Here is a 14,259-nt window from a genome sequence, read left to right as displayed (position 1 = left end):
TCTAGCCGGCCCTGTCTCGTGTATCGCGACTGAAACGAACAGAGTTGTCCAAGTCAAATATACTAACCCGAGCGACCTGCGTTGATCAGCTGCACGGCTGGGAGACCATATGGGGTTGCTCAATTGTCCTCGTCCAAGTGGCGGGGGCGGGAAATGTATGTTTTTGGTTCAGAAGAACGATCACCTTTAGTTACCAGCTGGGTGATCACGATCGATCTAATCGAACTGTGAAGGCCGAAGGCCGAAAGAGTTCATGCGCTCAAGTAGCCGAATAGGCGGTAGCGCAAAGATTAAGTCTTTCTCTTTCTGGATCAAATCAAGCGCGAGAAGGGCGTTTGGTGAATGCCTTGGCAGCAAGAGGCGATGAAAGACGTGATACTCTGCGATAAGCCATGGGGAGCTGAGAATAAGCTTTGATCCATGGATCTCTGAATGGGGCAACCCACCTGAAAGCTTCATATTGTTATCTTTGATACTCAATATGGGGTTTAAACAGGTACTTAAGACCTGAATACATAGGGTTTTAAGAGCAAACCCGGGGAACTGAAACATCTAAGTACCCGGAGGAAAGGAAATCAATTGATACTCCCCTAGTAGCGGCGAGCGAACGGGGACCAGCCGAGCCAGATAAGTGACTAGAACACGTTGGGAAGCGTGGCCATAGCGGGTGACAGCCCCGTATAGGAAGCTTTGATGGACGTATTAAGTAGGGCGGAACACGTGAAATTCTGTCTGAAGATCGGAGGACCACCTTCGAAGGCTAAGTACTCCTTGCTGACCGATAGCGAACCAGTACCGTGAGGGAAAGGTGAAAAGCACCCCGACGAGGGGAGTGAAACAGTACCTGAAACCGAACGCCTACAATCAGTCGGAGGCTCCTTGCGAGCTGACGGCGTACCTTTTGTATAATGGGTCATCGACTTGGTCTCACGAGCAAGCTTAAGCCGTTAGGTGTAGGCGTAGCGAAAGCGAGTCTTAATAGGGCGAATGAGTTCGTGGGATCAGACCCGAAACCGAGTGATCTAGGCATGGCCAGGTTGAAGGTAAGGTAACACTTACTGGAGGACCGAACCCACATCCGTTGAAAAGGATCGGGATGAGCTGTGCCTAGGGGTGAAAGGCCAATCAAACTCGGAGATAGCTGGTTCTCTGCGAAATCTATTTAGGTAGAGCGTCATCCGAATACCCCGGGGTAGAGCACTGGATGGGTAATGGGGCCCCACAGGCTTACTGATCCTAACCAAACTCCGAATACCCGGGAGTACTAGATGGCAGACACACTGCGGATGCTAACGTCCGTAGTGGAGAGGGAAACAACCCTGACCTACGACTAAGGCCCCCAATTCATGGCTAAGTGGGAAAGCAGGTGGGACGACCAAAACAACCAGGAGGTTGGCTTAGAAGCAGCCATCCTTTAAAGATAGCGTAACAGCTCACTGGTCTAAATAAGTTGTCCTGCGGCGAAGATGTAACGGGGCTCAAGCCATGAGCCGAAGTCTAGGGATGCGTAAGCATCGGTAGCAGAGCGTAGTGTGACATAGAACCTTGTCTATATTGCCGCCGGTTATGCGGCGCGAGTAATCGCGCTCAAGTAGCCGAATAGGCGGTAGCGCAGACATAGGTTCTTTCGATGAAGCCGGGGCGTGAGCCATCCGGTGGAGAGATCACTAGTGAGAATGATGACATGAGTAGCGACAAAGAGTGTGAGAGACACTCGCCGAAAGTCCAAGGGTTCCTGCTTAAAGCTAATCTGAGCAGGGTAAGCCGGCCCCTAAGCCGAGGCCGAAAGGCGTAGGCGATGGGAACTAGGTTAATATTCCTAGGTGGGAGGATGTGACGGATCACAGGTGTAGTTCAATCTTATCGGATTGATTGGGCTGCTGAGTGGTTCTGAAATAGCCCTCCATCAGACCGTACCCTAAACCGACACAGGTGGACTGGTAGAGCATACCAAGGCGCTTGAGAGAACGATGTTGAAGGAACTCGGCAAAATACCTCCGTAAGTTCGCGAGAAGGAGGCCCGGTTCCTAGGCAACTAGGGGCTGGGGGCACAAACCAGGGGTGGCGACTGTTTATTAAAACACAGGGCTCTGCGAAGTCGCAAGACGACGTATAGGGTCTGACGCCTGCCCGGTGCCTGAAGGTTAAAGGAGAGGTGAGAGCCTTGAATTGAAGCCCAGGTAAACGGCGGCCGTAACTATAACGGTCCTAAGGTAGCGAAATTCCTTGTCGGGTAAGTTCCGACCTGCACGAATGGCGTAACGACTTCCCCGCTGTCTCCAACATCGACTCAGCGAAATTGAATTGCCTGTCAAGATGCAGGCTTCCCGCGGTTAGACGGAAAGACCCGTGCACCTTTACTACAGCTTCGCACTGGCATCAGGATTGTGATGTGCAGGATAGGTGGTAGGCTTTGAAGCGGAAACGCAAGTATCCGTGGAGCCTCCCTTGAGATACCACCCTTCGCACTCTTGATGTCTAACCGCGGTCCGTTATCCGGATCCGGGACCCTGCGTGGCGGGTAGTTTGACTGGGGCGGTCGCCTCCTAAAGCGTAACGGAGGCGCGCGAAGGTTGGCTCAGAGCGGTCGGAAATCGCTCGTTGAGTGCAATGGCAGAAGCCAGCCTGACTGCAAGACTGACAAGTCGAGCAGAGTCGAAAGACGGCCATAGTGATCCGGTGGTCCCGAGTGGAAGGGCCATCGCTCAACGGATAAAAGGTACGCCGGGGATAACAGGCTGATACTGCCCAAGAGTCCATATCGACGGCAGTGTTTGGCACCTCGATGTCGGCTCATCTCATCCTGGGGCTGGAGCAGGTCCCAAGGGTACGGCTGTTCGCCGTTTAAAGAGGTACGTGAGCTGGGTTTAGAACGTCGTGAGACAGTTCGGTCCCTATCTGCCGTGGGTGTAGGAGACTTGAGAGGAGTTGCCCCTAGTACGAGAGGACCGGGGTGAACGATCCACTGGTGGACCAGTTGTCGTGCCAACGGCAGTGCTGGGTAGCTATGATCGGACAGGATAACCGCTGAAGGCATCTAAGCGGAAGCCCCCTCAAAACAAGGTCTCCCTGAGGGCCGTGGAAGACCACCACGTCAATAGGCCGGAGATGTAAGCGCAGTAATGCGTTCAGTTGACCGGTACTAATCGCCCGATAGGCTTGATTTGATCCAGTAATGGAAAGACAAAATCAAACCAGAAGCATACACCGACCTTGAGTTGGACAACGTTGATTGATGTGAAACCCCGTAAGGTGACATAACAACCGTGCGGCAACGCGCATTCGCTTCGCGAATACGCTGCCTGCCGCGCGTCGCCTTTGCACTGCAAAAAGAGCGATGGGGATTTTCCTCGGTTTGGTGGTCATAGCGCAAGTGAAACACCCGGTCCCATCCCGAACCCGGAAGTTAAGCACTGCCGCGCCAATGGTACTTGGGCTTAAGCCCCGGGAGAGTAGGTCACCGCCAAACCTAGTAAAATCCCCCTTCTCTCTAACACGATGATACAAATCTGACTCTGACGCGGGATGGAGCAGCCCGGTAGCTCGTCAGGCTCATAACCTGAAGGTCGTAGGTTCAAATCCTACTCCCGCAACCAGCGTCAGAAAATCTAAGTACAGCCCGTTCAGACTACAATTGATCCACTGGATCAATTGATTAACGTCTTCACCTCGTCAGGCTCATAACCTGAAGGTCAGAGGTTCAAATCCTACTCCCGAAACCAATCTTCTCGTTCGGAAAACAAATACTTAACCTCGCATAATGCGAGGCTTTTTGCGTTAGGGCCAACACATCTGGAAGCACGGGGGGCGCAAGAGGCGTGTGGCAGAGCCGCAACAAACATATATCCACCAAGTATACGTAAACAGTCGCGAGGTACCCTTACGCCCCCCAACACACACAGACCGGACCCTGTGCTACAAGTTTTCGTAAGAGGCTATCTAGCCACAGTTTCAAAGTGGTAATTTGGCATCGGTAGGCTTCTGATCAGTGCACGGGCGTCAATGATAACGTTCACTTGCCCAGCAGTTAAAAACAGATTTGGTGAAGACCAAAAAGACAGAAGGGATCACAGATGCAATCCACGCTGGAAAGCCTGCAATACACTAATTCGAAGTGACAATAGGCGCTACAAACGTCGCAATCGCTTTGAGCTTGTGTTTGGTGGGTAGAAAAAAGGTGGAGCATGGCAACCCGTTACCACAATGGCTCAAAAGTCTTTCTCTCGTAGTCGCTTTGGCTGTCCTCGTAATCTACCGTGTATGAGACTTGCACTGAAAGTATGCTTATTTCTGAACGTTCGAAACGCACCCATAGGTGCAATTTACCTCTTGGAAACCCGGCCTATCTGTCCTAAGTAGACCTGCGGAATAAAGCGTGCGATTCGTCGTGCGCTTTATTTTGTTTCGTCCAAGACGGTGGGTGGTGCCATGCGGCCCCTTAATTCCCTGCCTGAGACGGGTAAGACCAAAGAATTCTGAGGGTCACGATCCTCGGGCGAGTTTTGGCCCATCCCGTAACAACGGACCTGAACGCCGGAGCGAAAGCTGCGGCAAATATGAGCCGGGGTGAGATATCGCCCCTAACTTGGAGAGAACTGTGGATAGAGCCCAGAAAGAGAAAGTGGTCGAGGAACTCGGCCAAATCTTCGAAAGCTCTGGCGTCGTAGTGGTTTCGCACTACGCCGGTCTGACAGTTGCCGAGATGCAGGACCTTCGCGCACGTGCTCGTGACGCGGGTGGTGCCGTGCGTGTTGCCAAGAACAGGCTCGCCAAAATCGCCCTTGAGGGTAAGCCGTGTGAAAGCATGGCCGACCTGCTGACAGGGATGACCGTTCTGACCTATTCCGAGGACCCCGTGGCAGCAGCCAAGGTGGCCGAGGACTTCGCCAAGGATAACAAGAATTTTGAGATCCTCGGCGGTGCTATGGGCGAGAACGCTCTGGACCGCAAAGGCGTCGAAACAGTTTCGAAAATGCCGTCTCGTGAAGAGCTTATTGCTTCGATCGTTGGCTGCATTGGCGCACCTGCTTCGAACATCGCCGGCGCGATTGGCGCACCTGCAAGCAACATCGCAAGCATCCTTTCCACCATCGAAGAGAAGGCGGAAGCTGCGTAAGCGGTTGGCACTGAATGATCTGCGTAGGGGAATTCCCCTGACGTTGGAACACACACTGTAAAACGGAAAGAGCTAATACAATGGCTGATCTGAAAGCACTCGCAGAAAGCATCGTGGGTCTGACCCTGCTGGAAGCACAAGAACTGAAAACCATCCTCAAAGACGAATACGGCATCGAGCCCGCAGCTGGCGGCGCCGTAATGGTTGCAGCTGGTGGCGACGCCGGTGGCGCAGCTGAGGAAGAAAAAACCGAATTCGACGTCGTTCTGAAGAACGCCGGTGCTTCGAAAATCAACGTGATCAAAGAAGTTCGCGGCATCACCGGTCTGGGCCTGAAAGAAGCCAAAGAGCTGGTCGAAGCTGGCGGCAAGATCAAAGAAGGTGTGTCGAAAGACGAAGCCGAAGAAGTCAAAGGCAAGCTGGAAGCAGCTGGCGCCGAAGTCGAGCTGGCCTAAGCCAACCGACAGGTGCATCGCTGATGCGCCGCAAATTTTGGCTGGGCCCGGAGAAATCCGGGTCCAGCCGAACCTGTCTTAGAAAGGGCCTCATTTTCAGGGGCTTTTTCTAAGACACGGTTTTCGGATCGGGAGGCCACCTTCGGGACGGTGGCCACGAATTGATCCGGACGTGTCGTCTCGAATGTGCAAGATGCCGGGGCCCGACGGTGTCTTTGCCCGCTGAGAACATCGAAAGGTGACATCTGACATGGCTCAAACGTTCCTTGGCCAGAAACGTCTTCGTAAATATTACGGCAAAATCCGCGAAGTGCTGGAGATGCCGAACCTCATTGAGGTGCAGAAATCTTCTTATGATCTTTTCCTGCGCTCCGGCGATGCAGAGCAGCCCACTGACGGCGAAGGCATCAAAGGCGTGTTCCAATCGGTTTTCCCGATCAAGGATTTCAACGAAACCTCCGTTCTGGAGTTCGTGAAATACGATCTGGAAAAACCCAAATATGACGTCGAAGAGTGCATGCAGCGCGATATGACCTACAGCGCTCCGCTGAAGGTCACTCTGCGTCTGATCGTGTTTGATGTCGATGAGGATACCGGCGCCAAATCGGTCAAAGACATCAAGGAACAGGACGTGTTCATGGGCGATATGCCCCTGATGACACCGAACGGGACGTTCATCGTGAACGGCACCGAGCGTGTGATCGTGTCCCAGATGCACCGCTCCCCCGGTGTGTTCTTCGACCACGACAAGGGCAAGACCCATTCCTCGGGCAAGCTGCTGTTTGCCTGCCGCATCATCCCGTATCGCGGCAGCTGGCTGGACTTTGAGTTCGACGCCAAGGACATCGTGTTCGCCCGTATCGACCGCCGCCGTAAGCTGCCTGTGACAACCCTGCTCTATGCGCTGGGTCTGGATCAGGAAGCGATCATGGACGCGTATTACAACACCGTGTCCTACAAGCTGGATAAGAAGAAGGGTTGGGTCACGCCGTTCTTCCCTGAACGTGTGCGCGGCACCCGTCCGACTTATGATCTGGTCGACGCGAAATCCGGTGAAGTGATTGCCGAGGCGGGCAAGAAGGTTACACCGCGCGCGGTCAAAAAACTGATCGACGAAGGCAGCGTCACCGACCTGTTGGTTCCCTTCGATAACATCGTCGGCAAGTACGTCGCCAAGGACATCATCAACGAAGAAAACGGCGCGATCTATGTCGAAGCCGGTGATGAGCTGACGCTGGAATACGACAAGGACGGCGACCTGATCGGCGGCACCGTCAAGGACCTGATGGATGCGGGTATCACCGACATCCCGGTTCTGGACATCGACAACGTCAACGTAGGCCCCTACATGCGCAACACCATGGCTCAGGATAAGAACCTGAACCGTGAAAGCGCGCTGATGGACATCTACCGCGTCATGCGCCCGGGCGAGCCGCCCACCGTCGAAGCTGCGTCGGCCCTGTTCGACACCCTGTTCTTCGACAGCGAGCGCTATGATCTGTCCGCTGTTGGTCGCGTGAAGATGAACATGCGTCTGGCTTTGGACGCACCCGACACCCTGCGCACCCTGCGCCGCGAAGACATCGTGGCCTGCATCAAGGCGCTGGTTGAACTGCGTGACGGCAAAGGCGACGTGGATGATATCGACCACCTCGGCAACCGTCGTGTGCGTTCGGTCGGCGAACTGATGGAAAACCAATACCGCGTCGGTTTGCTGCGCATGGAGCGCGCGATCAAAGAACGTATGTCGTCTGTCGAGATCGACACCGTCATGCCGCAAGACCTGATCAACGCGAAACCGGCTGCGGCTGCTGTCCGCGAATTCTTCGGCTCGTCGCAGCTGTCGCAGTTCATGGACCAGACCAACCCGCTGTCGGAAGTCACCCACAAACGCCGTCTCTCGGCGCTTGGTCCCGGTGGTCTGACACGTGAGCGTGCGGGCTTTGAGGTGCGCGACGTGCACCCGACCCACTATGGCCGGATGTGCCCGATTGAAACGCCGGAAGGTCCGAACATCGGTCTGATCAACAGCCTTGCTACCTTTGCCCGCGTGAACAAGTATGGCTTCATCGAAACACCGTATCGCGTTGTTAAAGACGCTGAGGTGACCGATGAGGTTCACTACATGTCCGCGACCGAGGAAATGCGTCACACCGTGGCGCAGGCGAACGCGACGTTGGATGCGGATGGCAAGTTCATCAACGATCTGGTTTCGACCCGTCAGGCCGGTGACTACACGCTTGCCCCGCGCGAGAATGTAGACCTGATCGACGTGTCGCCGAAACAGCTGGTCTCGGTTGCTGCATCGCTGATCCCGTTCCTTGAGAATGACGACGCCAACCGCGCTCTGATGGGCTCGAACATGCAACGTCAGGCGGTTCCGCTGCTGCGCGCCGAAGCGCCGCTGGTCGGTACCGGGATCGAGGAAAAGGTTGCGATCGACTCGGGCGCTGCGATTCAGGCGAAACGCGCCGGTATCATCGACCAGGTCGATGCCCAGCGTATCGTTATCCGCGCCACCGAAGATCTGGAACTGGGCGACGCTGGCGTTGACATCTATCGTCTGCGCAAATTCCAGCGTTCGAACCAGAACACCTGCATCAACCAGCGTCCGCTGATCAAGGTGGGTGACACCGTCCAGAAGGGCGAGGTCATTGCCGATGGTCCGTCGACCGATATGGGTGAACTGGCCCTTGGTAAGAACGTGGTCGTCGCGTTCATGCCGTGGAACGGTTACAACTACGAAGACTCGATCCTGATCTCGGAACGTATCGCGCGTGACGACGTCTTTACCTCGGTTCATATCGAGGAATTCGAAGTCGCTGCCCGTGACACCAAGCTGGGCCCGGAAGAGATCACCCGCGACATCCCGAACGTCGGTGAAGAAGCGCTGCGCAACCTCGACGAGGCGGGCATCGTTTACATCGGTGCGGATGTTGAGCCGGGCGATATTCTTGTCGGCAAGATCACTCCGAAGGGCGAAAGCCCGATGACCCCGGAAGAAAAGCTGCTGCGCGCCATCTTTGGTGAAAAAGCATCTGACGTGCGCGATACCTCGCTGCGCGTGAAGCCGGGCGATTACGGTACGGTCGTTGAGGTCCGCGTCTTCAACCGTCACGGCGTCGAAAAAGACGAGCGTGCGCTGCAGATCGAGCGTGAGGAAGTCGAACGTCTGGCCCGTGACCGGGACGACGAGCTGGCGATCCTTGACCGCAACATCTATGCGCGTCTGCAAGGCCTGATCCTGGGTAAAACCGCTGTCAAAGGCCCGAAAGGCGTCAAGGCAGGGTCGGTGATCACCGAGGAGCTGCTGGAAACCCTGACCCGAGGTCAGTGGTGGCAGCTGGCGCTGGAAGGCGAGCAGGACGCACAGATCGTCGAAGCTCTGAACGAGCAGTACGAAGTGCAAAAGCGTGCTCTGGACGCCCGTTTCGAGGACAAAGTCGAGAAGGTCCGTCGTGGTGACGACCTGCCGCCGGGTGTGATGAAGATGGTCAAAGTCTTCATCGCTGTGAAGCGTAAGCTGCAGCCGGGCGATAAGATGGCCGGTCGTCACGGGAACAAGGGTGTGATCTCCAAGGTTGTTCCGATGGAAGACATGCCGTTCCTGGCCGATGGTACGCCGGTAGACTTCTGTCTGAACCCGCTGGGCGTGCCTTCGCGTATGAACGTTGGTCAGATTCTTGAAACCCACATGGGTTGGGCCGCACGCGGTCTGGGTCTGAACATCGACGACGCTCTGGGTGAGTACCGCCGTTCTGGCGATCTGACCCCGGTGCGCGAAGCGATGAAGCTGGCCTATGGTGAGAATGTCTACGAAGAAGGCATAACCGGTCTGGACGAGGATGGCCTGATCGAGGCTGCGGGCAACGTGACCCGCGGCGTTCCGATCGCAACCCCGGTCTTCGACGGTGCCAAAGAGGCGGATGTCAACGACGCGCTGGTGCGTGCGGGCTTCTCGGAAAGCGGTCAGTCGGTTCTGTTCGACGGTCGCACCGGTGAGCAATTTGCACGTCCGGTCACTGTCGGCATCAAGTACCTGCTGAAACTGCATCACCTGGTGGATGACAAAATCCACGCGCGTTCGACCGGGCCGTACAGCCTGGTGACCCAGCAGCCGTTGGGTGGTAAGGCGCAATTCGGTGGTCAGCGCTTTGGTGAGATGGAGGTCTGGGCTCTGGAAGCTTACGGCGCCGCCTACACCCTGCAGGAGATGCTCACCGTGAAATCGGATGACGTCGCCGGCCGGACCAAGGTCTATGAGTCGATCGTCAAGGGCGAGGATAACTTTGAAGCGGGCGTACCGGAATCGTTCAACGTTCTGGTTAAAGAAGTCCGTGGTCTCGGCCTGAATATGGAACTCCTGGATGCGGAGGTTGAGGAGTAAGGGCCTTGCCCTTTCTCCCGTCCCCCCTTCCGCAAGATTTGAGGTAACAAATGAACCAGGAAATCACCAACAACCCGTTCAACCCGCTGACGCCCCCGAAAGTATTCGACGAGATCAAGGTCTCGCTGGCGTCGCCCGAGCGGATCCTGTCTTGGTCCTATGGCGAGATCAAGAAACCCGAAACCATCAACTACCGGACGTTCAAGCCCGAGCGTGACGGTCTGTTCTGCGCGCGTATCTTTGGCCCGATCAAAGATTACGAATGCCTGTGCGGCAAATATAAGCGGATGAAATATCGCGGCGTTGTCTGCGAGAAATGCGGTGTGGAAGTCACCCTGCAGAAAGTCCGCCGCGAACGTATGGGTCACATCGAACTGGCCGCGCCTGTTGCACACATCTGGTTCCTGAAGTCGCTGCCGTCCCGCATCGGCCTGATGCTGGACATGACGCTGCGCGATCTGGAACGTGTTCTGTACTTCGAAAACTACGTCGTCATCGAGCCCGGTCTGACTGACCTGACCTACGGCCAGATGCTGACTGAAGAAGAGTACATGGACGCTCAGGATGCCTACGGCATGGACGCGTTCACCGCGAATATCGGTGCCGAAGCCATCCGTGAGATGCTGGCCCAGATCGATCTGGAAGCCGAAGCCGAGCAGCTGCGTGCTGATCTGGCCGAAGCAACCGGCGAACTGAAGCCCAAGAAGATCATCAAGCGACTGAAGGTTGTTGAATCCTTCCTCGAGTCGGGCAACCGGCCTGAGTGGATGGTGATGACCGTGATCCCGGTCATTCCGCCGGAACTGCGTCCGCTGGTTCCGCTGGATGGTGGCCGTTTCGCGACCTCGGATCTGAACGATCTGTATCGCCGCGTCATCAACCGGAACAACCGTCTGAAGCGTCTGATTGAGCTGCGCGCACCTGATATCATCGTCCGTAACGAAAAGCGGATGCTGCAGGAATCCGTGGATGCTCTGTTCGACAATGGCCGTCGTGGCCGCGTGATCACCGGCGCCAACAAGCGTCCGCTGAAATCGCTGTCGGACATGCTGAAAGGTAAGCAGGGTCGCTTCCGTCAGAACCTTCTGGGTAAGCGCGTCGACTTCTCGGGCCGTTCGGTCATTGTGACCGGTCCGGAGCTGAAGCTGCACCAGTGTGGTCTGCCCAAGAAGATGGCTCTGGAACTGTTCAAGCCGTTCATCTATTCGCGCCTTGAAGCCAAGGGTCTGTCTTCGACTGTTAAGCAGGCGAAGAAACTGGTCGAGAAAGAGCGTCCCGAAGTGTGGGATATCCTCGACGAGGTGATCCGCGAACACCCTGTCATGCTGAACCGCGCGCCGACGTTGCACCGTCTTGGCATTCAGGCGTTCGAGCCCGTTCTGATCGAAGGTAAAGCCATCCAGCTGCACCCGCTGGTCTGCTCGGCCTTTAACGCCGACTTCGACGGTGACCAGATGGCCGTTCACGTCCCGCTGAGCCTTGAGGCCCAGCTGGAAGCCCGTGTTCTGATGATGTCGACGAACAACGTTCTGTCGCCTGCAAACGGCGCACCGATCATCGTTCCGTCGCAGGATATGATTCTGGGTCTGTACTACGTGACCCTGGAACGCGAAGGCATGCCGGGCGAAGGCAAGGTCTTTGGGTCGATCGAAGAAGTTCAGCACGCGCTGGACGCGGGTGAGGTGCATCTGCACTCGAAAATCACCGCGCGGATCACGCAGATCGACGACGAAGGCAACGAAGTTCAGAAGCGCTACGAAACCACTCCGGGCCGGCTGCGTCTGGGTGCGTTGCTGCCGATGAACAACAAGGCACCGTTCGAGCTGGTCAACCGCCTGCTGCGGAAGAAAGAAGTGCAGCAGGTGATCGACACCGTCTACCGTTACTGCGGTCAGAAAGAGTCGGTCATCTTCTGTGATCAGATCATGTCGATGGGCTTCAAAGAAGCTTTCAAAGCGGGCATCTCGTTCGGTAAGGACGACATGGTTATTCCCGATGACAAGTGGGGCATCGTTGATGACACTCGCGGTCAGGTGAAGGACTTTGAACAGCAGTACATGGACGGCCTGATCACTCAGGGCGAAAAGTACAACAAAGTTGTCGATGCCTGGTCGAAGTGTAACGACCGCGTCACCGAGGCGATGATGAGCACGATCTCGGATGTCGCCAAGGCCGAAGACGGGTCGGATCAAGAGCCGAACTCGGTCTACATGATGGCCCACTCCGGTGCGCGTGGCTCGGTCACTCAGATGAAACAGCTGGGCGGTATGCGCGGCCTGATGGCCAAGCCGAACGGTGACATCATCGAGACGCCGATCATCTCGAACTTTAAGGAAGGTCTGACCGTTCTCGAGTACTTCAACTCGACCCACGGTGCCCGTAAGGGTCTGTCGGATACCGCTCTGAAGACGGCGAACTCGGGTTACCTGACCCGTCGTCTGGTAGACGTGGCACAAGACTGTATCGTTCGTGAGATCGATTGTGGCACCGAGCGTGCGATCACTGCCGAAGCAGCCGTGAACGATGGTGAGGTTGTCGCCTCGCTGGCCGAACGTGTGCTGGGCCGTGTCTCTGCCGATGACGTTCTGCGTCCGGGTACGGACGAGGTTCTGGTCGCTGCAGGTCAGTTGATCGACGAACGCATGGCGGACACCATTGACGAAGCCGGTGTTGCTTCAATGCGTATCCGCTCGCCTCTGACCTGTGAGTCCGAGGAAGGCGTCTGCGCCACCTGCTACGGTCGTGACCTTGCACGCGGTACCATGGTGAACACAGGTGAGGCTGTCGGCATCATCGCCGCGCAGTCCATCGGTGAGCCCGGTACACAGCTTACCATGCGGACCTTCCACATCGGTGGTGTTGCGCAAGGTGGTCAGCAGTCGTTCCAGGAAGCCAGCCAGGAAGGTGTTGTTTCCTTCGAGAACCCGCAGATTCTGGTCAATGCCGCAGGCGAAAGCCTCGTTATGGGCCGGAACATGAAGCTGGTGATCAGCGACGAACACGGCGAAGAGCGTGCCAGCCACAAGCTTGGCTACGGCTCTAAGCTGTTCGTCAAGGACGGCACCAAGGTGTCCCGTGGCGACAAGCTGTTCGAATGGGATCCCTACACCCTGCCGATCATCGCCGAGAAAGCCGGTACTGCGAAGTACGTTGACCTTGTTTCGGGCATCGCTGTCCGCGATGAGACCGACGATGCAACTGGTATGACCCAGAAGATCGTGATCGATTGGCGCGCTGCCCCCAAAGGTAGCGACCTCAAGCCCGAGATCATTCTGGTCGGCGAAGATGGCGAGCCGGTCCGCAACGATGCGGGCAACCCGGTTCACTATCCGATGTCGGTGGATGCGATCCTGTCGGTCGAAGATGGCCAGCAGATCGAAGCCGGTGACGTTGTCGCGCGTATCCCGCGTGAAGGTGCTAAGACCAAGGACATCACCGGTGGTCTGCCGCGTGTGGCCGAACTGTTCGAAGCCCGCCGTCCGAAAGATCACGCGATCATCGCAGAAGCCGATGGTTACGTGCGCTTTGGCCGCGACTACAAGAACAAGCGCCGCATCAGCATCGAACCGGCTGACGAGTCGATGGAGACCATCGAGTACATGGTGCCCAAGGGCAAGCACATCCCGGTCGCCGAAGGGGACTTCATCCAGAAGGGTGAATACCTGATGGACGGTAACCCGGCTCCGCATGACATCCTGTCCATCATGGGTGTCGAAGCGCTGGCGGATTACATGATCGATGAGGTGCAGGACGTCTATCGTCTGCAGGGCGTGAAGATCAACGACAAGCACATCGAGGTCATCGTGCGCCAGATGCTGCAGAAGTGGGAGATCCTGGATTCAGGCGACACCACCTTGCTGAAAGGCGAGCATGTCGACAAGCAGGAGTTCGACGCAGCCAACGAGAAAACCATCTCGCGTGGCGGTCGTCCGGCACAGGGCGAACCGATCCTTCTGGGGATCACCAAAGCCTCGCTGCAGACGCGTTCGTTCATCTCGGCGGCGTCGTTCCAGGAAACCACCCGCGTGCTGACCGAAGCTTCGGTTCAAGGCAAGAAAGACAAGCTGGTTGGCCTGAAAGAGAACGTCATCGTTGGTCGCCTGATCCCCGCCGGTACCGGTGGCGCCACTCAGGCCGTGCGCCACATCGCGCAGTCGCGTGACAACGTGGTTATCGAAGCCCGCCGGGAAGAGGCCGAAGCGGCCGCTGCTTTGGCCGCTCCGACATTCGACGACGATATGGTCGGAGATGAGCTGGACGTTCTGGTGGAAACACCGGAAAGCCGCGAATAAGCACCGCAG

4 protein-coding genes, 1 tRNA gene and 2 rRNA genes are annotated in these 14,259 nt (G+C 56.4%); all 7 read left to right on the top strand.

The features are described 5' to 3' along the window. The first annotated feature begins 314 nt into the window (after nucleotides 1–314). Nucleotides 315–3,167, top strand: a 23S ribosomal RNA gene (locus ACR3EJ_RS00775). A 187-nt stretch (nucleotides 3,168–3,354) separates the two neighbouring features. Next, nucleotides 3,355–3,469: ribosomal RNA gene (gene rrf, locus ACR3EJ_RS00770) — 5S ribosomal RNA — on the top strand. 50 nt (nucleotides 3,470–3,519) lie between these two features. Then, nucleotides 3,520–3,596: transfer RNA gene (locus ACR3EJ_RS00765), tRNA-Met, on the top strand. Nucleotides 3,597–4,597: 1,001 nt separating this feature from the next. Next, nucleotides 4,598–5,116 (top strand): 50S ribosomal protein L10, encoded by a 519-nt coding sequence (gene rplJ, locus ACR3EJ_RS00760; protein ID WP_010441181.1) that lies wholly within the window; start codon nucleotides 4,598–4,600, stop codon nucleotides 5,114–5,116. Between the two features lie 80 nt (nucleotides 5,117–5,196). Continuing rightward, entirely contained in the window at nucleotides 5,197–5,571 is a 375-nt protein-coding gene (rplL, locus tag ACR3EJ_RS00755) for a 50S ribosomal protein L7/L12 (RefSeq protein ID WP_010441182.1), read from the top strand. Nucleotides 5,572–5,821: 250 nt separating this feature from the next. After that, nucleotides 5,822–9,958: a DNA-directed RNA polymerase subunit beta gene (gene rpoB / locus ACR3EJ_RS00750; protein ID WP_170547594.1), complete on the top strand. Its 4,137-nt coding sequence runs from the start codon at nucleotides 5,822–5,824 to the stop codon at nucleotides 9,956–9,958. Between the two features lie 50 nt (nucleotides 9,959–10,008). Next, nucleotides 10,009–14,250 carry a DNA-directed RNA polymerase subunit beta' gene (rpoC, locus tag ACR3EJ_RS00745; protein ID WP_170547592.1) on the top strand — a complete coding sequence of 1,414 codons (4,242 nt, stop codon included), beginning with the start codon at nucleotides 10,009–10,011 and terminating at the stop codon, nucleotides 14,248–14,250. Nucleotides 14,251–14,259 lie beyond the last annotated feature (9 nt).

Source organism: Ruegeria sp. AB11 (assembly GCF_056536325.1).
The sequence above is the reverse complement of the archived record's forward strand: the minus strand, read 5'-3'. Positions and strand labels throughout refer to the sequence as shown.